Annotated in this window: 23 protein-coding genes; 4 read left to right on the top strand and 19 right to left on the bottom strand. The window is 47.5% G+C overall.

Annotated elements, in window-relative coordinates:
• Positions 1-39: 39 nt before the first annotated feature.
• From rplS to ACJMLT_RS00840, 7 genes are all read right to left on the bottom strand, one after another.
• Positions 40-384, bottom strand: coding sequence for a 50S ribosomal protein L19 (rplS, locus tag ACJMLT_RS00870; RefSeq protein ID WP_405725165.1), 345 nt, complete (start codon positions 382-384; stop codon positions 40-42).
• A 150-nt stretch (positions 385-534) separates the two neighbouring features.
• Positions 535-1,473, bottom strand: coding sequence for an AEC family transporter (locus ACJMLT_RS00865; RefSeq protein WP_405725162.1), 939 nt, complete (start codon positions 1,471-1,473; stop codon positions 535-537).
• A 183-nt stretch (positions 1,474-1,656) separates the two neighbouring features.
• Positions 1,657-2,169: an adenine phosphoribosyltransferase gene (locus ACJMLT_RS00860; protein ID WP_405725159.1), complete on the bottom strand. Its 513-nt coding sequence runs from the start codon at positions 2,167-2,169 to the stop codon at positions 1,657-1,659.
• A gap of 10 nt (positions 2,170-2,179) precedes the next feature.
• On the bottom strand, positions 2,180-3,955 hold the full coding sequence (recJ, locus tag ACJMLT_RS00855; protein WP_405725156.1) for a single-stranded-DNA-specific exonuclease RecJ: 1,776 nt from the start codon (positions 3,953-3,955) through the stop codon (positions 2,180-2,182).
• Positions 3,956-4,033: 78 nt separating this feature from the next.
• On the bottom strand, positions 4,034-4,918 hold the full coding sequence (secF, locus tag ACJMLT_RS00850; protein WP_405725153.1) for a protein translocase subunit SecF: 885 nt from the start codon (positions 4,916-4,918) through the stop codon (positions 4,034-4,036).
• Positions 4,919-4,930: 12 nt separating this feature from the next.
• Positions 4,931-6,136, bottom strand: coding sequence for a protein translocase subunit SecD (secD, locus tag ACJMLT_RS00845; protein WP_405725195.1), 1,206 nt, complete (start codon positions 6,134-6,136; stop codon positions 4,931-4,933).
• Positions 6,137-6,301: 165 nt separating this feature from the next.
• Entirely contained in the window at positions 6,302-6,721 is a 420-nt protein-coding gene (locus ACJMLT_RS00840; RefSeq protein WP_405725150.1) for a TIGR04086 family membrane protein, read from the bottom strand.
• A gap of 83 nt (positions 6,722-6,804) precedes the next feature.
• On the opposite strand from ACJMLT_RS00840, the gene ACJMLT_RS00835 reads away from it, so the two are divergent.
• Positions 6,805-7,665, top strand: coding sequence for a PHP domain-containing protein (locus ACJMLT_RS00835; RefSeq protein WP_405725147.1), 861 nt, complete (start codon positions 6,805-6,807; stop codon positions 7,663-7,665).
• Between the two features lie 52 nt (positions 7,666-7,717).
• Here ACJMLT_RS00835 and ACJMLT_RS00830 read toward each other — a convergent pair whose 3' ends face one another.
• The 3 genes from ACJMLT_RS00830 to ACJMLT_RS00820 all read right to left on the bottom strand — a co-directional run bounded on the left by ACJMLT_RS00830 (position 7,718) and on the right by ACJMLT_RS00820 (position 11,662).
• Positions 7,718-9,274, bottom strand: coding sequence for a stalk domain-containing protein (locus ACJMLT_RS00830; RefSeq protein ID WP_405725144.1), 1,557 nt, complete (start codon positions 9,272-9,274; stop codon positions 7,718-7,720).
• A gap of 173 nt (positions 9,275-9,447) precedes the next feature.
• Positions 9,448-10,995, bottom strand: coding sequence for a sensor histidine kinase (locus ACJMLT_RS00825; protein WP_405725141.1), 1,548 nt, complete (start codon positions 10,993-10,995; stop codon positions 9,448-9,450).
• Entirely contained in the window at positions 10,979-11,662 is a 684-nt protein-coding gene (locus ACJMLT_RS00820) for a response regulator transcription factor (RefSeq protein WP_405725139.1), read from the bottom strand. The genes ACJMLT_RS00825 and ACJMLT_RS00820 overlap by 17 nt, the downstream gene beginning before the upstream one ends.
• 242 nt (positions 11,663-11,904) lie before the next feature.
• On the opposite strand from ACJMLT_RS00820, the gene ACJMLT_RS00815 reads away from it, so the two are divergent.
• Positions 11,905-12,936, top strand: coding sequence for a TlpA disulfide reductase family protein (locus ACJMLT_RS00815; protein WP_405725136.1), 1,032 nt, complete (start codon positions 11,905-11,907; stop codon positions 12,934-12,936).
• Between the two features lie 38 nt (positions 12,937-12,974).
• On the opposite strand, the gene ACJMLT_RS00810 is transcribed toward ACJMLT_RS00815, so the two are convergent.
• From ACJMLT_RS00810 to ACJMLT_RS00790, 5 genes are all read right to left on the bottom strand, one after another.
• A complete protein-coding gene (locus tag ACJMLT_RS00810) occupies positions 12,975-14,276 on the bottom strand; it encodes a hemolysin family protein (protein WP_405725133.1) in 1,302 nt (433 codons plus the stop codon).
• A 77-nt stretch (positions 14,277-14,353) separates the two neighbouring features.
• Positions 14,354-16,261, bottom strand: a complete 1,908-nt coding sequence (locus tag ACJMLT_RS00805; protein WP_405725130.1) for an ABC-F family ATP-binding cassette domain-containing protein — start codon at positions 16,259-16,261, stop codon at positions 14,354-14,356.
• A 66-nt stretch (positions 16,262-16,327) separates the two neighbouring features.
• On the bottom strand, positions 16,328-17,179 hold the full coding sequence (lgt, locus tag ACJMLT_RS00800; RefSeq protein ID WP_405725127.1) for a prolipoprotein diacylglyceryl transferase: 852 nt from the start codon (positions 17,177-17,179) through the stop codon (positions 16,328-16,330).
• A gap of 26 nt (positions 17,180-17,205) precedes the next feature.
• Positions 17,206-18,441, bottom strand: coding sequence for an EF-P 5-aminopentanol modification-associated protein YfmH (gene yfmH / locus ACJMLT_RS00795; RefSeq protein WP_405725124.1), 1,236 nt, complete (start codon positions 18,439-18,441; stop codon positions 17,206-17,208).
• Positions 18,428-19,660 (bottom strand): M16 family metallopeptidase, encoded by a 1,233-nt coding sequence (locus ACJMLT_RS00790; protein ID WP_405725121.1) that lies wholly within the window; start codon positions 19,658-19,660, stop codon positions 18,428-18,430. Before ACJMLT_RS00790 ends, yfmH begins: the two co-directional genes overlap by 14 nt.
• 146 nt (positions 19,661-19,806) lie before the next feature.
• Between ACJMLT_RS00790 and ACJMLT_RS00785 the strand changes: the two genes are divergently transcribed.
• Together ACJMLT_RS00785 and ACJMLT_RS00780 are read left to right on the top strand one after the other, a co-directional pair.
• The gene (locus ACJMLT_RS00785; RefSeq protein ID WP_405725118.1) at positions 19,807-20,916 is read left to right on the top strand and encodes an FAD-binding protein; all 1,110 of its coding nucleotides are present in this window, start codon (positions 19,807-19,809) and stop codon (positions 20,914-20,916) included.
• Positions 20,917-20,945: 29 nt separating this feature from the next.
• Entirely contained in the window at positions 20,946-21,602 is a 657-nt protein-coding gene (locus tag ACJMLT_RS00780) for a YczE/YyaS/YitT family protein (protein ID WP_405725115.1), read from the top strand.
• 216 nt (positions 21,603-21,818) lie between these two features.
• Here the strand turns inward: ACJMLT_RS00780 and obgE are convergent, their stop codons facing one another.
• The 4 genes from obgE to rplU form a co-directional block, all read right to left on the bottom strand.
• Positions 21,819-23,096, bottom strand: coding sequence for a GTPase ObgE (gene obgE, locus ACJMLT_RS00775; protein WP_405725112.1), 1,278 nt, complete (start codon positions 23,094-23,096; stop codon positions 21,819-21,821).
• A 268-nt stretch (positions 23,097-23,364) separates the two neighbouring features.
• On the bottom strand, positions 23,365-23,655 hold the full coding sequence (gene rpmA / locus ACJMLT_RS00770; protein WP_016407383.1) for a 50S ribosomal protein L27: 291 nt from the start codon (positions 23,653-23,655) through the stop codon (positions 23,365-23,367).
• A gap of 3 nt (positions 23,656-23,658) precedes the next feature.
• A complete protein-coding gene (locus ACJMLT_RS00765) occupies positions 23,659-23,991 on the bottom strand; it encodes a ribosomal-processing cysteine protease Prp (protein WP_405725107.1) in 333 nt (110 codons plus the stop codon).
• A 9-nt stretch (positions 23,992-24,000) separates the two neighbouring features.
• Entirely contained in the window at positions 24,001-24,306 is a 306-nt protein-coding gene (gene rplU, locus ACJMLT_RS00760; protein ID WP_405725104.1) for a 50S ribosomal protein L21, read from the bottom strand.
• Positions 24,307-24,556 lie beyond the last annotated feature (250 nt).

Genomic DNA, 24,556 nt, shown 5'->3' with positions numbered 1-24,556 from the left:
ACTTGTTCATCGAGACTGCTTTTCTCGTTTCAGTACTGATTATTTCAGAACTTCTTTAACTTTAGCTGCTTTACCAACTCTGTCTCTCAGATAGTTCAGTTTCGCACGTCTTACCAGACCGCGTCTAACAACTTCGATTCTGTCGATTCTGGGAGAGTGAACAGGCCATGTTCTTTCAACACCAACGCCGGAAGCGATTCTTCTTACTGTGAATGTTTCTCTCAGACCGCCGCCCTGTCTTTTCAGAACAACGCCTTCAAACATCTGCAGTCTTTCTCTGTTACCTTCTACTACTTTAGCGTATACTCTTACTGTATCGCCTACGTTAAAAGGTGTTACTTCACTTTTCAGCTGTTCATTTTCCAGTTCTCTGATGATATCCATTGTTATATCCTCCTTATACACCATAGACGTTCTTGCTGCACCCCCTTGGTGCTGTATTGGACCGTCCGTAATCAACATGAAAGATTATACCACGCATCCAGGTGTATTGCAAGGACTTTTTCGCGAAAAATCAATGTTTTACGCAGTTTCTCAGTACAGGATCCCTGCGATCCACACGCAAAGAGGCATGGTCAGCATGGAAATAAACGTAGTCCAGAGGACGATGTCGGAAGATAATTTTTCCCCATACCCGTACTGTTCCACCATCATAGGCACCACAATGGCCGAAGGCAATGCCACGGAAAGCAGGAAAATAGATTTTGCCATGGTTCCCGCAGAAACAAAATGCATGATGAAAATCGCCAGAAGAGGCATCAAGATCATCTTGATCACACTGAACTCCAATGCCTGTTTTTCCTTGAACAGAGATGTGATACCGCTGTCTCCCGCCAGTGCGCCGATATAGATCAGAGACAAAGGCGTTGCCAGATCTCCCAGTTTTTTCAGAAACCCGATAGCCGCCTCCGGTAGCAGACGGGTCGTATCTGTTACTGCCAGAGCCATCCCCACGGCAATGGCAATACAATTTGGATTCAAAAGAATTTTACGAGCCGTTTTACCTAAGCCCTGCAGGCCGCCGATCTTTTTATTTTCGATGACACAAACGCCATAACTCCATAGATACAGATTCAGGGACAATACCCCTGCCGACATATACAGAACCCCTTCGCTGCCGAAAAAGATCTGCGTAACCGGCAAGCCGATAAAGCCTGTGTTCAAAGATGCCACTGTAATATCCAGCATGGGATGCAGACGGGCATCCACCTTGCGGAAACGGGCATACAGTCGCATCAGATAGCCGAAAAATACCATTGCCGCGATCTGAGCCGCTGCCATCAGCAAAAAACCCTTCAAAATTCGATCATCCACCTGAATGGATGAGATGGTAGTAACCAGCATGGCAGGGATCGTCACATGCATGACCATGCTGCTCATATTTTTGTTGGTTTCTCTGTTCAGCCAGCCCTTTTTATTGCAGTAATAGCCCACAATGATCAGCGCAAACAGCAGAAAAAACTGTCCGTACATAAATAACTCCTCTCCGAAAGCTCTTTTCGTAGGACTTCGTCCTACTCCTAACCCCTTACAGGTTCACAGTCCTATGGACTATGTAGTTTACTCCGTAAATCGTTTCTAAAAAATTCAAGCAGAGAACCCTGTAAACAGATTCTCTGCTTAATTTTTATAGAAACGGCTTTCTCCGTTTATCGCTTAATAGTGAATAATCGATTCGATCTTATAATCGGGCAGAACTTTTCTGCCGTCCAGGAAGTCCAGTTCAATCAGGAAGATCATGGCTGCCACTTCTGCGCCCATTTCTTCCACCATTTCCACAATGGCCTTTGCTGTGCCGCCGGTTGCCATCAGGTCATCTACAATGACTACCTTCTGGCCGGGCTGGATCGCATCTTTATGGATCTCAATGGTCGCTGTGCCGTATTCCAGTGCATATTCCTTGCTTACCACCTCTGCGGGCAGTTTGCCTGCTTTACGCACGGGAACAAAGCCTTTGCTCATATTATACGCCACAGGCATCCCAAAAATAAAGCCTCTGGATTCAGGGCCCAGAACCAGATCAAAATCAACGCCTTCCAGCTTTGCTGTCATCTGGTCGATGGCTTCCTTCATGCCTTCCGCATCCTTCAGAAGGGTTGTAATATCACGAAACAGAACGCCTTCCTGAGGAAAATCCTGAATATTTCTGATTTTATCTTTTAAGTCCATATTGTCCTCCTTATTTTGCAAAACGGAAATCCTTCAGCATCAGCTGCACACTGCTTCTGCCGTTATATGTATTGATATCCACGCTGTAAACGATATCCAGCAGACCCGGCAGCTGACCGCATAAAATCATTTTATCACAATCTTCCGTCGGATACAATTCTTTTAACAGCTGACAGAGCAGATCATACCCATCGAAGGAAATGGCAGAAAGCCGTGTGCCGCTGCTTGGCTCGGAAAGGGTCATCCGCAGGATATTCTTTTCCTTGCCGATGATATCCAGCCTGTCCACACGGATGCCTTTGGAACCAAACAAAGGGGCAGGATTCCCCTTCCCAAAGGGCGCCAGCGCCTTCAACTCCTTCGCCAGCCCCAGATCAATCTCCGCAAAGGAAAGGGCTTTTTCAATACGCAGCACAGGGATCATCTCTTCCTCTGTCAGTCTGCATTGCTCATTCAGTCTTTTTCTCAGAATATCAATATTCTCTACCGGCAAAGAAAGGCCTGCCGCCATGGCATGGCCGCCGAAACGGGTAAACAGATCTCTGTTCTCGAACAGAGCTTCAAACAGATGATAGCCTTCAATGCTTCTGCCGGAGCCCTTTGCTCCTTCTTCGCTGCCCGTGATGAGGATCGTCGGATGATAATATTTATCTTTGATGCGGCCCGCCACAATCCCCGCAATGCTTTCATGGATCGTCGGATCATAAAGCACCAGCACGCGTTCTTTCCGAGCATCCCCTTCCTGCAGGGCAAGGTCGGCACGGATAGCTGCTTCTTCCGTCAGATGTTTGCGTTCCTCATTGAGCTGCACCAGATTCTTCGCTTTTTCTCTTGCTTCTGCTTCATTTTTGCTGCAGAACAGTTCCACTGCCTGTCTGCCGCTTTCCAGACGCCCCGTTGCGTTGATACAGGGGCCAATGATAAAACCGATATGATAGTCAGAAATGACTTTATCCGCCAGACCCGCTTCTTCCATCAGCACACGCAGGCCGATGTTTTCCGTTTTTCGGATCTCCGGCAGTCCTTTTCGAACAATGGCACGGTTTTCCCCCAGCAGATCTACGATATCGCAGACCGTTGCAATGGCTGCAAAGGAAACCAGCTGTTTTTCCAATCCTGCATCATCAATGCAGAATTCCTGCAGCAAAAGTCTCGCAAATTTATAGGAAAGCCCGCCGGCGCACATAAATAGAAAGGGATAGCCGCAATCCCGCTGCTTGGGATCAATGATCGCATCCGCCTTAGGCAGGATATCCCGTCTTTCCTCACCAATGCCCGTAAAGCCCGGTTCATGGTGGTCGAGCACAACCACAGTCATGCCTTTTTCCTTGGCCAGGGCGATCTCCTGCAGGGCTGCAATGCCGTTATCACAGGTAAACAGTACATCCACCCCATCCGCAGAAAGGTCTTCTACCGCCTTCAGATTCAGCCCGTAGCCCTCCTTCTGGCGATGAGGCACATAAAACACAGCCCTACCGCCGCAGCGCAGAATGGTCTGATAAAGGATGGAGGTACTCATGACCCCATCCACGTCATAATCCCCGTATACAGCAATTTTTTTGCCATTCTGGATGGCCTGCGCAATCAGGGAAACGCCCTTCAGCATATCTTTCATGGCTGCGGGATCACCAAAGGCTTCCTCGCCGCCAAAAAGGAAATCCCTCGCATCCTTACGAGAATAAAGTTCCCGATTGGCAAGGACGGCTGCCGTCGCCTGACGGATCCCCAGTTCCTTTGCCATCTCGGCCGTATTCACTTTGGTTCGTTTCAAAAGCCAGCGTTTCATAGGCGCCTCCTTTCCCATATTGTCATTCAGTATACCATAAAAAAAGACGCCAGAAAACCCGGCGTCATCTGATTCCAGTTATTTTATTCCTTTTTCCGCCTTGGGCATCAGCACATACCAGACAGAGCCGGAAATGCAGATGGAGGAGTAAGCCCCTGCAATGATGCCGACCATCATGGGCAGCGCAAATTCCTTGATGGAAGGCACACCCAGCACATAGATCGCACCTACCGTAAACAATGTCGTCAGGGATGTATTGATGGAACGGTTCAAAGTCTGACCGATACTTTTATCGATCTTTTCTGCCGTCTGTTCCGTAGTATAGTATGGTTTATTCTCTCTCACACGGTCAAAAATCACGATGGTAGAGTTGATAGAATACCCCAGGATCGTCAGAAGAACGGCAATAAACGTATTGTTGACCGGGATACGGAAAATCGCATAGGCTGCCAGAACCACCAACACATCATGCAGCAATGCAATGATGGCACTGCCGCCCGCCCGCAGGTCTCTGAAACGGATGGAAATATATAACAGCATGGCCGCCCCCGCGATCACGGTCGCCTTGATGGCAGCCTGCTGCATTTCACCGCTGACCGTACCGCTGATATCATTTGCTTCCTTCAGTTCCGCAGAAGGATATTTTTCCCAGATAACATTCATCAGTTCCACTCTGGTGGGGCCGTCAATAGACTGTAGCTTGACTTCTGCCGCATTTGTCCCCATGATCTGCTGGATCTGAGGAGCTGTCTGTCCTGTCACTTCCGTCAGGATGGCTGCCAGTTCTTCTGCCTCATAGGCTTCACCCATATCGATCTCCATAGATGTACCGCCTGTAAATTCTACGTCCCAGTTGAGGGCACCTTTGCCAGCCCTCTGATTGACTGCCATTGCCCCAAAACCAATCAGAATGATGACCAGAGAAAGGAGAAAATATTTTTTTCTGTTTTCGATGATTTTCATTTCTCCGCCTCCTTACTTCAATCTTAATCCATAATATTTCGGGTTATGGACACCGGCCTGCATCAGACCGTTTACCAGAACGCGTGTCACAAACAACGCCGTAAACATGGACAGGAAAATACCGATCATTAACGTTGTCGCAAAGCCTTTGACGGTACCGCTGCCCAAAAAGAACAGCACTACTGCCGCGATCAGCGTGGTCACATTGCCATCCCAGATCGCAGGAGTTGCCCGTTTGAAACCGTTTTTAATGGAAACACGAAGGGTATTGCCGCTGACCAGTTCCTCTTTGATACGTTCAAAAATAACAATATTGGCATCTACCGCCATACCTGCCGAAAGCACCAGCCCTGCGATCCCCGGCAGAGTCAGGGTCACATGGAACAGGCTCAGCAGAACCAGATCCAGACCGATATAAATGATCAGCGCCCAGTCCGCCGCAAAACCCAGCAGTTTATATTTGATCACCATAAAGATCAGCACCAGCGCAACACCGATCAGGCCGGCTCTGATGCCGCCGGAAAGAGCATCTGCCCCCAGTCTGGCACCGACATTTTTCATCTGCAGCACATTCAGATCGAAGGGCAGAGAGCCTGCACGGATGAGGGAAGCCAGATCTTCCGCATCTTCCCCGCTAAACTGGCCTGTGATCATCGCCTGTCCGTCTGTAATGACGGTCTGCACCACAGGGGAGCTGATGATCTCTTCATCCATAACGATGTGGATGACTTTGCCCATATTGGCTTCTGTTGCTTCCGCAAACAGTTTCGTTCCTTCTTCATTAAATTCCAGTGCAACATAAGGCATGGAAGGGCTGTTTTCGTCAGCAGAACCCACCTGTTTTTCCGCCGTTGCCACCATATCCCCCGTCAGAAGCACCTTACCTGTGCTGTCCACAAAGGAAAGCTGCCCTGTCTGACCGATCTTCTCAATGGCCTCCTCTGCATTTTCCACACCGGGGATCTGCACGCGGATCCGTTTGCTGCCTTCCTTGGCAACCTCCGCCTCCGTCCAGCCGTTCCAGTCCATTCTGCCCTGCAGCAGAGAAATGGCTGCATCCATTTCCGATTCTGATACAAATTCCTGATCCGCTTCATAGACAATATCTACGCCGCCGCTCAGGTCAAGCCCACGTTCGATCTTTGCCGCACTGAAGGTATCTTCCTTTCCGATGCCGTGATAAGAAAGCACACTTAACCCGATGGCCGCCAGCAACATGATCAAAAGCCGAAATCTTCCTTGAAATTTCATACTGTTTTCCTGCCTTTCCTCGTTTTATACGCAAAAAAGGGATGAATCTTTCCGTTTGCCCGAAAGGATCCATTCCCCTTTATTTCATTCGCTATGGAACATATTTTAGCACAAAACACAGGATTTGCAAGTTTATTTTCTGTTTACACCAAGGATGCCGCCCACAGCGCCGCCGGCCAACGCCACGATCAGGGTCATAACACCGGATAATTCCAGCGCAAAGCGGTCGGATGCAAGGCTTGTGATGAGGTATAGCAGCACCGTATAGACCGCCCCTGCTGCCAGCCCCCAGAAGATGCCTTTTTTCTGCATGCAGGCCGCCCAGTCATAGCCCGCCGCTGCCGCGGAAAGGGCTGTGCAGACCAGAGCCACCAGCGGCAGACTTTCCTCCGTCAGCTCCGTATATGTAAGCAGGATGCCAAACCCGATGAAAATGATACAGGTAATGGCAAAGGCCACCGCCATGCCCCGCACCAGACAGAGTGCCACATTGCCATCGGCTGTTTTCTTTTCCGTTTTCTTTTTCTGCTTCTTTTTCATTTCCGCTTTCACAAAACCACCCCACCCCTTTTGGTTTTATTCTATGGGCGGACGGAGAAAAATATGCTATACTGAAGCAGAAAGGAGTGACATCCATGCAATATCCACCTATCATTGACTTACACGTCCATTCCACCGCCTCCGACGGTACGTATACCCCTGCGGAAGCGGCAAAACTGGCGAAAACCATCGGTCTTTCCGCCATCGCGCTGACAGACCATGATACCATAGACGGACTGGAGGAATTCCAGAAAGCCGGAACCTCCTTGGGCATCGAAACCATTGCCGGCATCGAATTTGCCGCCCTCTGGGAAAAACATCACCGCCCCGAGATCCACATCGTAGGCTTGGGCTTTGATCCCAATCATCCCGTTCTTTCGGCACGCATGAAAGAGATCAAGGAAAGCAGAGACACCCGCAATCGAAAAATGTGCGAAAAACTTTCTTCCATCGGCCTGCATCTCACTTTAGACGAAGTGGCAGCCAATGCCGGCGGCGAGATCATCACCCGTGCCCATTTTGCCAATGTGCTGCTGCAGAAAGGCTATATCGCGAAGAAAGAAGATGCCTTCAGCCGTTATATCTCCACAGGGCTGCCCGGCTATGTGGAACGGGAATTTCTGACACCAGCCCTCTGTATCCAGACCATCAAGGAGGCCGGCGGCGCTGCTGTTCTGGCCCATCCAACCTTATACGGATTAAATATGGAGCAGCTGGAAGAACTCTGCACAGAACTCATCCCCTATGGACTGGATGGGATCGAATGTCAGTATTCCACCTATTCCCCCGCAGAAACCAAGGCCATCACCGCGCTGGCGGAAAAATTGCATCTGCTCCCCTCCGGCGGCAGTGATTTCCACGGAAAAAACAAACCGAATATCCATCTGGGCAGCGGCAAAAGCAACCTTGCCATCCCCTATTCCTTCTGGACAGAATTAAAAAAGAAAACAAAATAAGAAAGGACGGTTCCCACAGGAACCGTCCTCTTTTTATTTTTTTATTTTTTATTTATTTTTCAATCAAAACTTCTTTATAGTCAAAGATAGAATCAAACGGATCCTTATGGGCGGTATATGTTACGGTGTAGCCCAGTTTTTCAAAATCTCTGATGCCCACGAAGGCTCTGCCGTCCTTCAGTTTTCCCTTCATGTCGATCCGCTGGCCATCCTGCATTACATAAGGTGTTTTTGTGCTGTTTTCCCATACGACTTCTTCACCCAGAATTTCCGCGATCATGCGCAGAGGCAGGTATGCTCTGCCATTTTCCACCATCATATCGGACCAATTATAATTGCTGCCGAAATAAGCTGCTTCACCGGTACTTCTCTGCGTGATGATGTCCGCAAAGTCGCTGCTGCCGTCATACGCGCCCCATGTAACAGAAACGCCTGTTACAGGGTTATATTGATCTTCCAGTTTTGCCAGTTTCGCTTCCAGTTCTTCTACTGTCATGCTTGCTGCAGGGAAGAAGATCTGTACATCGGCTTTTTTCATCACGGAATCAGTTACCAGTTTGCCTACTGTCTTACCATCGTGTTTCACTGTATAAGCTGCAACAGAGTCAAAGCCGCCGCCAACTTTTTTCACAGTGCCCACGTAATCAAAGCCATCCAGAAGGATATCCACGCCGGGATACTGCATCAGGCTTTCTGCCAGCACAGCCATCTGTCTCGCCGCCGCAATAAAATCATCACGGGATGCTCTTGCTTCTGCAAACATGCCTGCCACAGCTTCTTTTGCCGCTGCCGTTTCTTCCGGTGTGCCTGCAGCTGTATTTTCCATTACCACTGCCATGTATGCTTCTGTGGCATCAATGACCTGATCGGGATGATCTGCTACAAAGTACAGCAGGTCTGCCAGCAGCTGCATCACTTCACGGCCACTGGCCTTGATCTGATATCCACCTTTAACTTCTTTTACCATGCCGCTTTCAAAACCATCCAGTACATCTGCATAGAAAGTATATACAGCCTGATACAGTTCTGTCATATCCTGTTTCGGCACCGCATCGCCCAGATCTACACCGGTCAGCTGTTCCACAGATACCAGTTCGATATATCTTTCTTCAGACAGAGCTTCTCTGAAATCCTTGGCAAAGGCTTCGCTCAGGATATACTGGTCAGAATTGCCGCCCACCAGATCACCATACATCTGATATACACCCCAGAGGGTATCGCTGGATACAAACACACCTCGATTCAGGCTGTAGTAGAGTTTCCCCAGATCATAGGTTCTGCCGTTATAAGTCACATCAAAGGCCATATCGTATTCCAGTGCATCCAGATTCATGTTCATATCATAATCCACTGTGAGGGATTTTCTGCCGTTCAGTTCTGTATCGAGAGCGCCCTCCCCGACACCTGTTGCTTTTGCAACATCATCCAACATGACATTCAAGCCATCAAAATCGATATCTGCCTCCATCGTACCTTCTACCACGCAGGAGGACATCGTGTCCATCAGATTGCTGCCCATTTTCAGATATTCCAGTTCTGTGCGGGAACAGCCGGTAAATGCCGTCAAACACATCACGCCACACAGAAAGGCTGCCAGTTTCTTCTTCATAAGGTATTCCCCCTTTGTCTCTGATATTCCGACTGACTTTCTATCTCGAGAAGATATATTCCCATCTCTTGCAGATATTATATCGCATTTATCGCTTTCATACAATACAACTAGGGAAAATTAAGATTCCCTTAAGAATTTGAGCAAAGAAAAAGACCCTGTGAAAACAAGGGTCATTCTTCCTTTTTCTGTTTTGATTTTGCTTCATTTTTTCCTTCGGCGGCAAACAGACGGAATTTATTGGTAAAGACCGTCCCCTCGCCCACCTTGCTTTCCACCAGGATCTCGCCGTCATGGCTGTCCATGATCCATCTGGCAATGGCAAGGCCAAGGCCCGTACCGGAAATTTCTTTATTTCTGGACTTGTCCACCCGATAGAAACGGTCAAAAATCTTTGGAATATCCTGTGCTGCGATCCCCACACCGTTATCCCGAATGGATACATACCCATATTTTCTGTCTTTCCAGACTCTGATCTCCACTGCTCCATCGTCTTTTGCATATTTCAGAGCATTTTCTGCGTAGATCCAGAGCAGCTGTTTGATCAGCGCATAATCCGCAAAAATTTCCACCTGCGCTTCTTCTATCAGCACAGGCTTCACATTCACATCCAGTACTTCCATTTCCCGTGCCAGTTCGGCAGCCACTTCATTCAAGGACATCTGCGCCTTCTGTACGCTCAGACGGTGCTGATCGCTCTTTGCCAGAAAGAGCAGCTGACGGATCAGGGCACTCATGTGTTCCGTTTCTGTCAGGATGGAATCAATAGATTCCTGCAGGACGGCAGGGTCACTTTTTCCCCAGCGGTTGATCAGATTGGCATAGCCCTGAATCACGGAAATGGGCGTACGCAGTTCATGGGAGGCATCAGAAATAAACTGATTCTGCTTCTGAAAAGAATTTTCCAGACGGTCGATCATGGAATTGAAAGTCACCGTCAGTTCCTTCATTTCGTCATCGGGGCCTTCCGTAGAAATGCGCTGGCTCAGGTCTTCGATGGAGATGCGTTCCGCCGCCTCACGAATGGCCGCCACCGGCTTCAGCATCCTGCGGCTGATATATTTCCCGATCAGAAATGCCCCCAGAATACCGATCACATCCGCAATCAGCAGTTTGGACATAAAGTTCCAGATCATATAGCCGCCATCAGCCATCATGCGGAACAGCTGGATCTGATACAGTCCGTTTTCTGTTTTATAATGGGCAGAATGGAGCATAAACTGCTGATCCGTCTCATTTTCCAAAATATATTCCAGATTGCCGCTCTTATTTTCTCGCTGCACGCTGATCTCAAAGCCGGTCTCTCTCAGTTCCTTTTCCTTCAGATAAGGCGGTTCCGGATTTTCTCCGTTTCGTTCCGGCAGCCGCTGCATGGCAGCCTCCGGATGCAGGATAAAAGGAGGGATGTTTCCCGGAATACTATTATACATCTCATTTTCTGCGTAACTGAATACGCTGACTTCTACATAACTATCCTCCAGCAGTTCAAACAGCGCTTCATCGGACAGAGGTTTCCCCTCATCCAGATATTCCTGCACCGCTTTCATGGAATCCTGCAGTTCCTTACGCATGGTGCTCTGCTGCATGCTGGAAATATTCAAAATCATAAAACCGCTGAGAAACAGCAGAGACAGCGTAAAAATACCGCCATACAAAAGCGTGATCCGCTTGGCAATGGCCATGTGGTGAAAACCACTGATCAGCTTATCCCTCTTTGACATAATAACCCACTCCTCGAATGGTCAGGATATACTTTCTGTCGAAGGCTTCGTCTATTTTGGCGCGCAGATAGCGGATATATACATCCACCACATTGGTCTCCCCAATATAACTATACCCCCATACTTCATTTAAAATCTGCTCTCTGGTCAGAACGATATTTTTATTCTGCACCAGATAAGTCAGCAATTCATATTCCTTCTTGGTCAGATCAACGACCGTTCCGCCCACCGTTACCATACGTTTTTCCGTATCGATCTCCAGATCCTGTACCTGCAGCAGAGATTTTTTTACAGCCGTTCCCGTGCTGTGCTTAAAGGCCACACGCATACGAGCCAGCAGTTCTTCGATGGCAAAAGGCTTAGTCAGGTAGTCATCAGCGCCGCTGTCCAGACCTGCCACTTTATCCATCACTTCATCCTTCGCCGTCAGCATGATGATGGGGATCTGGGAAAATTTACGCACACGGCGGCAGATTTCAATGCCCGTCAGTCCGGGCAGCATCAGATCCAGCAGTACCATATCATACTCACCGTCGGTGATCTGCTGCATCCCTTCTCTGCCATCGTGGCAGACCGTTACGTCATAGCCTTCATATCTCAATTCCAATTCCACAAAACGAGCCAGTTTGACCTCGTCTTCTATCAGAAGGATCTTTTTTCGTTCCACAGACATTCACATCCTTTGTTTTCTTTCGTTTTTTACAGTATAGCAACTCTCTCCTGTTTTGTCTCCTTCCAGTATCTTTTTTTCTCCTTAAAAATCCCTTCAAAACAGATTAAAATTAAATGAAAATCCTGTTTTTCCCGCCCTTTCTTTCCATTCTTTTCCTCTTTCGGTTGCAGAGAAAATATTTTTTCGTTATAATGGATACCGACTATAAAACAAACGATAACAGGAGGTTTTTCAATATGAAAAAGAAACTTGCCCTGCTTCTGGCAATGATGATGCTCTTCGCTGTCGGCTGCGGGAAAGAAGAAGTTCCCCAGGAACAGCCCCAGGCAGAAGTACAGACAGAATTTGAATTCAAGGAATGCGGTCTGGCTTACACCATCCCCGATGAATGGGTGGAAATGGAAAATTCCAACCTAATCCCCGCCCCTACGGTCAGCCCCAACAGTGAGATCTATGCAAAGATCCGCTACAATTATACTCCCGATGAAAACATGGAGGAACTGAACAACACAGAATCCACCATTCCCGTGGAAGAACTGATGACACCCATCGTAGAATTTCTGGTGGTAAAAGAAGAAAATCTGGCATCTGCTGCAGTACAAAAAGAACTGGCTCTGTTCTCTTCTGTGGAAAAACTGCCCGCACAGGAAAATTTCCATTTCTTCTTCCTGACAGAGTATACTACCGGCATTGACCACTTCTCCGACGGCGCAAAGGCCACTTTCGAAGAACTGGAAAAATATCTGCCCAATCTGAAGGACAGCATCAAAACCTTCCTGCCCGATGAACAGGCGGTGCAGCAGGCTGTGGAAAACAACGGCAAATATCTGTCTTTTATGACAAATACACTGAACGGTGATCCCATCTCCTCCGCTGTTTTCTATGATTACGATATGACTGTGATCAACTTCTGGGCAAGCTATTGCTACACAGACAATATCATCGAACTGGATGAACTGCAGAAATTTTATAAAGACCTGCAGAAAAAACATCCAAACGTAAACTTTATTCAGGTTGTCATCGATACCCCCGACAGCAATGCGGAGGAACTGGCTCTGCGTGCGTATGATGAATATGGTGTTACTTTCACAGGCATCATGCCCGATCAGCATCTGGCAAAATGGATCATGGATAATCTGAACGGTCTGCCTACAACAATTTTTGTTGATCAGGAAGGCTTCCCCCGCGAACTGAAGATCGAAGGCATGCAGGATGCAGACTACTATATGGAAACAACAGAAACTATGCTGGATGGCATGAAAGGCTAAACAAAAACAGCCGCAGACCAAAAGGTCTGCGGCATTTTTTATGCTTCGTTTTCTGTATTTATTTCTTGGTTTTCTGCTTCGTTTGCTTCTTCCTTGAGGATATAGACATGTACCTTTTCGATACGTCTCTTCTCCATTTCTTCCACAACGACCCGCAGACCGTCTGTTTCCAGCTCCTGTCCTTCCACAGGGAAGTTGCCCAGTTTTACAAGGATATATCCTGCAAGGGTATCTACTTCCTCACAGAACAGTTCTGTACCGACCATTTCGTTGAAATCTTCCAGACGAGTACTGCCGTCCACAACGAATTCGTCATCTTTGATCACTTCGATTTCTTCTTCTGCATCGTCGTATTCATCTTCGATATCGCCAACGATCTCTTCTACCATATCCTCCATGGTCACCAGACCGGAAGTACCGCCGTATTCATCCAAAACGATAGCCACGCCCAGACGGCTGGTCTTCATTTCCGCCAGAAGTTCTGCAACAGGTTTGCTTTCATAGGTAAACAAAGGTTCACGCATATAGGTTTCTGCAGAAAATTCATCTTCATCCAAGAAGAAAATATCCTTTACATACAGGATGCCCACGATGTCATCCAGATCTTCGCCATAAACAGGCATACGGGAAAAGCCTTCATCCTTCACCAGATGCACATATTCATCGTAGGTCACATCCAGAGGCACTGCAATGATATCCGTTCTGGGCGTCATGACATCCTTCGCCTTGGAATCCCCAAAATCAAATACATTGTTGATCATGGTTCTTTCATCCAGTTCCAGAACGCCTTCTTCATGGCTGACATTCACAATGGTCTTCAGTTCCGCCGCTGTAATGAGGGGTACCTTTTCCCCGGGGATGCAGCCAAACAGACGCGTCAGGAAGCCGGTCAATACATTCAGCACTGCTACCACCGGTTTGAAAATAATGACACAGAAGTTGATGATCTTACAAACCAGAAGCGCCACTTTTTCCGCCTTCTGCGCTGCAACTGTTTTCGGCGTGATTTCCCCGAAAATCAAAATGATAATGGTGATAATGATCGTTGCGATACCGGCACCGCTTTCTGCGTCGCCGCCAAACATCTGAATCGCCAGTGCTGTTGTCAATGCAGAGGCCCCATTGTTTACCAGGTTATTGCCAACCAGAATGGAACTCAAAAGACGATTGGGGTCTTCCACCAGTTTTGCAATAATATCTGCATTTTTGATATTCTCATCCACCATATTGCGCAGACGGATCTTGCTCAGAGAAGTCAGTGCCGTTTCCGATGCAGAAAAAAACGCTGAACCACAAACTAAAATAATCAATAAAATAATCAAGACAGGACTACCGTCCACGGTCATCACGCTCCAATTTCTTAACAAAATTTTAATATAATATATTATTATATCAAAAAAATTATTTTTCTGTCAAATCAGCCCTTATTTCGTTCAATTTCTTCCGCCAGTTCGCTCAGTTCCATCCAGCGTTCCATGCGTTCTTCCAGTTTTTCTTCCAGTTTTTCCTTTTCTGCGGAAAGCTCCTGCAGGCGGGTAAAGTCTGTGGCACAGGCTGCCATTTCTACATCAGCCTTGGCGATTTTTTCTTCCAGAGCCGCAATTTCATCGCCAATGGTATCGTATTCCCTCTGGTCTTTATAGCTCATCTTCTTGATGGGTGCATTGCTTTTTTCTTTCGGTGCTTCCTCTTTTTTCACCTTCACAGTCTTTTCTTCAACGGCAGGCAGTTCTCTTTCCCTCGCCGCCTTGCAGTCGGAATAGCCGCCTTCATACTGTTTGATGACACCGTTGCCAAGGAAGGCAAAGATACGTCCCATGGTCTTATCCAGGAAATATCTGTCGTGGGAAACCGCCACTACCGCACCATTGAAATGCTCCAGATAATCCTCCAGGATCATCAGGGTCTCAATATCCAGATCGTTGGTGGGTTCGTCCAGGAAAAGGATATTGGGCGCTCCCATCAGCACACGGCAGAGATACAGTCTTCTTCTTTCGCCGCCGGAAAGGATAGAGATGGGGCCTCTCTGCATGGAAGGAGGGAAAAGGAATCTGTCCAGCATCTGAGATGCGGTGATATGTCCGTCTGTGGTACGGATAATTTCCGCCTCATCGCGGATATAATCGATGACACGCTGATTTTCGTCCATATCCACATTTTCCTGGGCAAATACGCCGATTTTTACGGTTTCCCCACGAACAACAGAACCGCTGTCAGGCTGCAGTTTTCCTGTCATAATGTTCATCAGAGTGGATTTCCCGCAGCCATTGTCCCCGATGATGCCTACGCGGTCATCTCTGAGGATGATATAGCTGAAATCTCTGATATAAGTTTTGCCGTCATAGGCTTTGGATACATTTTCCAGTTCAATGGTCTTTTTCCCCAGTCTGCTGCCAACGGAAGACAGTTCCACACTCTGTTTTTCTTCCGGAGCACGGATGGAAGAAATTTCTTCGAAGCGTTCCAGTCTGGCTTTCTGCTTTGTGGTTCTGGCTTTGGCACCGCGGCGCACCCATTCCAGTTCCGTCCGCAGGAAATTCTGACGTTTTCTTTCCCCTGCGGCGATCAGTTCTTCTCTTTCCGCTTTCATTTCCAGATATTTAGAATAGTTTGCCTGATAAGAATAAATTTTTGCCTTTTCCAGTTCCAGTGTACGGTTGGCAACTCTGTCAAGGAAATATCTGTCATGGGTTACCATCAGGAGGGCTTTGGAGTATTTTTCCAGATGTTTTTCCAGCCAGTCAACCGTGTCGTTGTCGATATGGTTGGTCGGTTCATCCAGAATCAGAAGATCCACAGGTGCAATCAGGGCCGCCGCCAGCGCCACACGCTTTTTCTGGCCGCCGGAAAGGGTTTCCACCTTCTGTTCAAAATCAAAAATACCCAGTTTGGTCAGGATGGTCTTCGCTTCGCTTTCCAGAGACCACGCTTCCGCCTTATCCATTTTTTCCGCCAGATCCGCCGCTTTTTTCACCAGTTTTTCATCTTCCGGCGTTTTCGCCAAAGCCGCCATAGTTTCTTCATAATCCCGCACCAGTGCCAGCTGCGGATTTTCCCCGCGGAACACCTGCTGCAAAACGGTAGTCCCTTCTACAAAAAGAGGATTCTGGGAAAGATAGCCGATACGCATACCGTTCATGGTGATGATAGTGCCGCTGTCTGCCTGATCCACCCCTGCAATGATCTTCAGTAAGGTAGATTTGCCTGTACCGTTGACACCGATGACACCGATTTTATCCCCTTCGTGGATGCTGAAGGAAATATCATCGAAGATCACCCTCGTGCCGTAACTTTTTCTGATATTTTCTGCTGTTAATAAAACCATTTTAAACACTCCGTTTTCTATGTAAAGATGCCCCACTGAAAAAGTGAGGCAGTTTTTTCTCAATCATTATGCTGTTTTTTCTTTTCTGCCTTTCCAGATCAGAAATACCACCGCTGCCACGATGATACCTGCAGAAAGCAGTTGGCTCACCGCAAAACCACCGATCATCAACTGGTCTGTTCTGAGTCCTTCGATCCAGACTCTGCCGAGGGCATAGCCAAGGAAATATAATCCGAAAATCTGTCCGCCGAATTTCTTCTTTGGTCTGTACAGAACCAAAAGCAGGAACAGACACAGATTCCACAGGGATTCATACAGGAAAGTCGGATGCACCTGAATATAATCCACCCCGCCAAACTGCATCAGATGATCCATCACCTGCTGGGAAACATCCCCGGGGCGCACCTGATCCAAACGCAGACGCATGGCAAAGATGCCATCGGTAAAACCGCCAAAGGCTTCTCTGTTGAAGAAATTGCCCCAGCGTCCCATCATCTGGCCGAAGGCAATAGAGGGACAGGCCGTATCTGCAAGAAGCCAGAAATCCACCTTCTTTTTCTTACAGTATACAATAGCCGTCAGCACTGCGCCGATGATACCGCCGTAAATGGCAAGACCTCCCTCTCTGATGGCAAAAATCTTTGCAGGATTTGCGCTGTAATAATCCCACGAGAAAATAACATAATACAGTCTTGCGCCGATAATGGCAAAAATCAGGGCATAGATCACAAAATCCACATACAGATCAGGATCCTGCTTTGTCCGCTTCGCTTCCAGCATGGCAAATGCCACACCCAGGATCACACCCAACCCGATGAAAATACCATACCAGTATACATCCTTCCCCAGTACGGAAAAGGCCACACGGCTCAGTTTTTCAATTTCTATCCCTAAATGGGGAAACCAGATATCCGGCATATTTTTTCCTTCTTTCCATCAGCATTTCATCTGACCACAGATAATACCATTGTAGTATCTGAGAAAGCATTTTGCAACAATTTTTCCGCTTCCGCCACGGGCAAAGTCTTGATCGTATCCATCACTTCTTCCGCCGTTGCCCCCATCATTGCCCATTCGATCTGCCCCATGCAAAGGCTGACGGGAGAATCCAGCCGCCGCAGGAATCTGCCCAGCATTTTTTTGCGGATCCGTCGAAAATCCATCCAGTCCAGTCCCTTTTTCTGCAGTCGTTTCAGTTCCTTTGCCAGCCATTCTGCCGTTTCTTCCGGCTGTTCTCCCGTTCCCGAAAATGCCGCAAAGGCATATCCCTCTCCGCAGAAAAAAGCTGTCCCCAAGGGCTCATCCAGAAATCCCCTTTCGTAGGCTTTTTGGAAAAATCTGCTGCTTTCTCCCACCAGCAATTCCAGCAGAAACCCCATGGCAATGCGGGTTTTCAGCCAGTCCTCCTTCGGGATAGAAGGAAATTTAAACCCGATCTGAAAATTTGGCCGAGACAAGCCCATTTCCTTCTCCTGATATTTTTCCAGAATTTCATTTTTCTCCATCGGAAAATAGATCCGTGCATCCGTCTCCCTTTTCTGCACTGTTTCTGCCAGTTCTCTGATCTGTCTCACCGATACATCCCCCGCACAGATCAACGCCATATTTTCCGTTGTATAATACGCCAGATACGCTTTCTGCAAAATTTCCGCCGTTATTTCCTGCACCGTTTCCGCCGTGCCTGCGATCGAATTTTTGATGGGATGGTTTTCGTACATCCCGTTCAGCATCTGCATATAGACCACCCAATTGGGATCATCCCCATACATGGTGATCTCACTGGTGATGATGGATTTTTCCTGTTCTGTGTCTTCCTCTGTGAAAAAGGGCGTCTGCACAAAACCCAGCAAAATCTTCAGATTTTCCATAAATTTTTCCCGACAGGTAAAATAATAAACCGTCTTATCCCCATCGGTAAAAGCATTGGCAGAAGCACCGTTCTCTGCCAATTTCAGAAAGGCATCGCCCCATTCCTGCTGGAACAGCTTATGTTCGATAAAGTGGGCCGTCCCTTGGGGAAATGTCATAGTTTCGCCGTCTTTCCCTTTCCAGAAAATGTGGTTTGCCCCTCGTTTTACCACGATCGCCGCCGTCTTTTCTCCGAATTCCTTTCGGGGAAAAATATAATACTGCAGGCCATTTTCTGTTTTCCCCTGCTGTTCTTTTTCATTCCGCACCATCTTTTTCCTCCTTTCCGCTAAGCAGATAAACCACCCGTAATTCCAGATGATTTGCCTCCCGCAGAATGTCCTCCGCTTCCATCTTCTCTATCTGCCGCAGAAATCTTTCTGTTGTCAGGGGGGATCCCTGCAAAGCCTGTTCTGCAAAAAAATCCACCATGGCCCAAGGGCTGTCTGAAAGGCCACTATAATTTCGCAGCATCGCCTCCTTGGCCTGCTGCAGTTTTTCTTCAGGAATACCCTCTTTTTTTATCTGTTCCACGCATTTCAGCACCAGTTTTCCCATTTCCTTCCCATCCTCCGCCCGAATACCCGCCTGCACATACAGATAGGGACTCATGGGCTCCAGATAGGATTTCACATCATAACACAAACCCTTTTCCTCTCGGATCTGCTGAAATAATAAGGAATCAGGACTGCCGCCCAAAAGATGATTGAACAGCAGAAGCGCCGCCTGTCTGTGGATGCTTTCTCCACGGGCGGAAAAACCCATGGCCAGCCTTGCCTGTTCCATTTCAGCCGATTCCTGCAGGAATCGGGGGCCGTTTTTCGTCTGTTTTTCCGACTCTTTTTTCTTCCATAAAACCTTCCCCGGAAACTCCTGCCGCAAAGAAAGTACCTTTTTCTTCTCCGCCCGATCGCCGCAGAAAAAAAACTTTCCCTCTGCCTGCTCCACCAGATCCCGATAAAACAGAAATAATCCTTTGGCGTTGATTTCCTCCAGTTCTGCCTCGTATCCGCCCCCGGAGATACCATAGGCAGTTCCCTCCGCCGTTTCCTCCGCAATACGCTTACGGGCAAAGGCTTTCTTGTCGTCCTGCAGACTTTTCAGTTTCCGCCACAGGATCTCTTTTTGCCGTTCCACCATCTTTTCGGAAAAGTCCCCTTCCCGCAAAGACCCCAGAAGCATTTCCTTCAAAAAAGCCACCGCATCCTCTGTATCCACCGTTTTCAGCGTTTCCAGAGAAAACAGGAGCAGCTGTCGATCCCCTTTTTTCACCACCGAAATATCCCACAAAGCGCCATATAATTCCTCCCCGCGGATTGCCTTTTCCTGCCAATGATCCCTTTTCAGCACCTCCGCCAGAAGTGCCGTTTTCGTCGCCGTTTCCCGCCGCAAGGGCAGGTCAAAAAAGAAAACGAACAGATTGGTTCGAAATTTTTCCCCATCCAGCAGGAAGATCCTGCAACGGGGCAGATATTTTTCCAATGCAGCCATGTCGCCACCTCTTTCTCCTTTTTGGATTAGTCTTTCCCAAAACAGGAATTTCTTACGATTCTCTTACGAAAAACAGAAGGTTTTCAGACATTTCGTTTTCTTTGCCTTTTTTATGCTACACTCCCCTTAAGAAAGGGAGTGTTTGTATGAAAGGAAAATTTGACTATGATATTGCCATCATCGGCCTTGGCCCCGCCGGCTCCACACTGGCAAGACTCTTAAATCCGAAATATAAAGTGATCGCCATCGATAAAAAGCATTCCGATGCCGATGGATTCCAAAAGCCCTGTGGCGGGCTGATCTCTGTCGATGCCCAAAAGGCTCTGGCCTCCTTTGACCTGACTCTGCCCAAGGATATTCTGGTAGATCCACAGATTTTTGCGGTAAAAACCATCGATCTGAAAAACAGACTCATCCGCCATTATCAGCGGTTTTATATCAATTTGGACAGACATAAATTCGACCTGTGGCTGGAATCCATCATTCCCGAAAGGGTGGAAGTACACAGCAACGCTATCTGTACGGAACTGAAACGAAAAAATGGCGGCTTCTCTGTTTCCTATCTGGAAAAGGAAGAAACCCACACCGTTACAACAAGATTTCTTGTCGGGGCAGACGGCGCCAATTCCATTGTCAGACGAACTTTTTATCCCCAGAAACAGATTCGATACTATCTCTCCATCCAGCAATGTTTCCCCGAAACCCATCCCAATCCCTTTTATTCCTGCATTTTCGATCCGGAAACCACCGACTGCTGTTCCTGGTCCATTTCCAAAAACCATCAGTTTATTTTTGGCGGTGCCTATCCGCTTGACAATGCCAAAGAACGCTTTGCCAGACAAAAAGAAAAACTGGAGCAGATCGGCTTTCGCTTTGGCGAACCTTTGAAAACCGAAGCCTGCCTTGTGCTGCGCCCCGCTTCCTTCCGGGATTTCTGCAAAGGGGAACGCGGTATCTTTTTCATCGGGGAAGCCGCCGGCTTTATCAGCCCCAGTTCTCTGGAGGGCATCAGCAGCGCCATTTACAGCGCCAGAGAGCTGAGCCGTGTGCTGAACTGTCCTTGCGGTGATCCGAACAGGCGCTACTGGAACAAAACCCGAAAGATCCGCATCAAAATCAGTCTGAAATTACTGAAATGCCCCTTCATGTATCATTCTTTTCTTCGGAAGCTGGTATTGAAAAGCGGTCTGCAAAGTATTAAAATAGACGGAACAGCAAAAACAGACAGAAGTCTTTCCTTTTCCGCAAAAAAATAAGCATCCAAAGGATGCATAGGAGAACGATCATGCAGACAAAAACACAAATGATAAAAGAAATATTGAAATCCGCTTTCGGTCTGTTCATTTTCGCCGTCGGCGTCTATCTGACCATTCAGGCAAACATCGGTCTGGCCCCTTGGGACTGCCTTTCCATGGGCGCATCCTATCGGGTAGGAATGAGTTATGGTATCGTGCATACCATTATCAGCATCATCATTCTGGGTATTGATGTAATGCTGAAGGAAAAAATCGGCTATGGCACGATTCTGGATGCCCTGTTGGTGGGCAACTATGTGGACCTCATCGACCACATCATCACCCTGCCTGATTTCAACAACATCCCCATCAGCTGCATCATGGTTATCGTTGGTCTGTTCATCATGGGCTACGGGCAGTATTTCTATATGGGTGCAGCACAGGGCTGTGGCCCTCGCGATTCTCTGCTGATTGCCCTTGGCAAACGCTTCCCGAAAACCCCCATCGGCGTAGTACAGACGGTCATGGTCGGCATTGCCCTGCTCATAGGCTGGCTTCTGGGCGGGCCTGTAGGCATCGGCACGGTCATTTCCGTCTTCGGCATGGGCACCGCATTGCAGATCGTCTGCAGGATCATGCATTTCGAGCCCAGAGATGTGGTGCATAAAAATGTGCTGGAAACAAACAGAATATTCTTTCAGAAATAAAAATAAGGCACTCCTTTCGGAGTGCCTTTCGATTTTTACTGAAGGGTTTGGGAAACAACGAGTTTCCCAAATGGAATCCGCAGGAGAAATTCATTTTCTCCGAGGAAAACAGGCTGTCGCCTGAAAACTGCCTGCAGTTTTGCACAGGCACAGATCTGTTTATTCTTCTGTCTTTCCTCGTCGAAATACTATTTCGACGAACGGGCTTAGCCCGTATTATTTCCAGAATTCGAAATCCAGATCGTAAATATGAACCGTATCGCCTTCCTGAATGCCTTTTTCTTCCAGTGCTTCGATGATACCTTTTTCTTTCAGGTATTTCTGGAAGAATGCGAAGCCTTTTTCTGTATCGATATTGGTATAACCGATCATCTTTTCTACGCCGACACCGGTAACCACGAAGTAACCTTCTTCCACTTCTTCGATAGTGAAGGGTTCGAAGTCCACCTGCATTTCTGCGTATTCTTCATATTCTTCCTCGAAGGTGATATCTTCGGGGTATTCTCTCAGGATCTTTCCGACCTCTGTCAGCAGTTCATCCAGACCTTTGTTGGTTGCTGCAGAAATAGGGAATACCTTGTAGCCCTGAGGTTCATAAATTTCTCTCAGTCTTGCCACATTTTCTTCGGAACCGGGGATATCTGTTTTGTTTGCAGCGATCACCTGAGGACGTTTCATCAGGTCTTCTTTATATTCCGCCAGTTCTCTGTTGATCTTTTCGAAGTTTTCCACAGGGTCATCGCCTTCAACGCCGGCAGCGTCTACAACATGAATGAATACCTTTGTACGTTCTACATGACGCAGGAATTCATGGCCCAGACCGATCCCTTCGCTGGCACCTTCCACCAGACCGGGAATATCTGCCAGAACGAATTTATCGCCGAATCTACCTTCTACCACGCCCAGATTGGGGGACAGTGTAGTAAAGTGGTAGTTTGCGATCTTAGGGTTTGCGTTTGTTACCATGGACAGCAGTGTGGATTTCCCAACGTTGGGGAAACCGATCAGACCAATGTCTGCGATCAGTTTCAGTTCCAGAATCACGTCATATTCCTTGGATTTTCTGCCAGGTTCTGCATATCTGGGAGCCTGTCTTGTGGGGGTTGCAAAGTGCTGATTGCCCTTGCCGCCCTTACCGCCGTAGATCAGGATCTTTTCTTCGTTGGGTTTTGTAATGTCAGCCATTACCTTGCCGCTTTCTGCTTCACGGATAACTGTACCAACGGGCACTTTGATGATGACATCTTCGCCGTCTTTGCCGAAGCAGTTACGTTTGCCGCCGGGCTCACCGGGTGTTGCGGCGAATTTTCTTTTATAACGGAAGTCCATCAGTGTGTTCATGCCGCTTTCGCCAACGAAAATCACGTTGCCGCCTTTGCCGCCGTCGCCGCCGTCGGGGCCGCCGTGGGTGATATATTTTGCTCTGTAAAAGGAAACCTTGCCGTCGCCGCCATCGCCGCCTTTTACGTGGATCTTGACTCTATCTACAAACATTGTTTTCTCTCCTTTCCTTGGGGCTTTGCCCCAAACCCCACAAGGGAAATAATTTCCCTTGACCCTTACTTGCACAAAATTTCATTTTGTGCGGGAATGGAACAATGCGCTTTCTCGAAATAACAATTTATCTTCAAAAAGAAGACTTCACAGCTCTGTAGCCGCCAGGCTGCAAACCTGTCAAGCCTTCTTCTTTTATTACTTTTTATTACTGAAAAAAAGGCTTCAAATGCTATCATTTGAAGCCTTCATGATTTTCATGCAAATCTTATTCAGCGATTTCGACAGGGTAAACAGAAACCTGTTTTTTGTCTCTGCCTTTTCTTTCATATTTTACACGACCATCAACCAGAGCGAACAGTGTATCGTTGCCGCCTTTACCAACGTTTACGCCGGGGTGGATTTTTGTGCCTCTCTGTGTGTATAAGATGTTGCCAGCCAGAACGTACTGACCGTCTGCACGTTTTGCGCCCAGTCTCTTAGCATTAGAGTCACGACCGTTCTTTGTGGAACCGCCGCCTTTGTGGTGCGCGAAGAACTGAAGGTTCAATCTGAACATACTTCACACCTCCTCATTTATCAAAGTGAGATATTTTTTGTATTCTAATTCTATGTCTGAAAGACCCATGCACAGTGTTTCCAGAAGGAGCTGTGTATCGTGATCTTCCATCCCCTCAAGGGGAAACAAGACTTTGAGATAACCGCCGCGTTTTTCATCGATATCCACCTTAAAGGGAACATCGGTGAATTTTTCCACAGCATTCATTGTGTTAAAACAAAGTACTGTCACTGCAGAACAAACGATATCCTCGCCTGCCGCAGCGTAGCCCGCATGGCCGGAAATCTCAAATCCGCAGATTTTCTGATTTTTGCGATAAATCCTTGCTTTGATCATGACTGAAAATTACAGGGATTTGATCTGCAGTTTTGTGAAAGGCTGTCTGTGGCCTTTTTTCTTGTGGAAGCCTTTTTTAGGTTTGTATTTGTAAATAACAACCTTTTTCGCTTTACCGTCACCGATTACTTCTGCTGTAACCGCTGCACCTTCAACGTAAGGAGCACCTACTTTGATATCGCCTTCTTTAGCCAGAACCAGAACTTTGTCGAATTTGTATTCGGAACCTGCTTCTACAGCCAGTTTTTCAACTGTGATGATATCACCTTCGGATACTTTGTACTGTTTACCACCAGTTTCAATAATTGCGTACATGTTGACACCTCCTCGCAATTTTACTCGCTGAATACGGTAACCGGAGCCTTTCTCCGATTTTCTCGAACCTCTTCACGCGGCTGAACATACTCCAATATACTATCACAACAGGATGCACCTGTCAACAAAATTATTCTAATTTTTCACCTTTTTTTACTGATAAATAAGCGTTTTCGTCCCCTTTTTCCTGCAGTAAGCGAAGCAAGAGCGAATGTCCTTCCTTGGTCATACACTTCCCTACTGTCGCCTG

It is taken from the genome of Anaerotignum sp., from assembly GCF_045122575.1.
GTDB lineage: Bacteria > Bacillota > Clostridia > Lachnospirales > Anaerotignaceae > Anaerotignum_A.
Note: the sequence above shows the minus strand (reverse complement) of the source record. Positions and strands in the feature narration are given on the sequence as shown.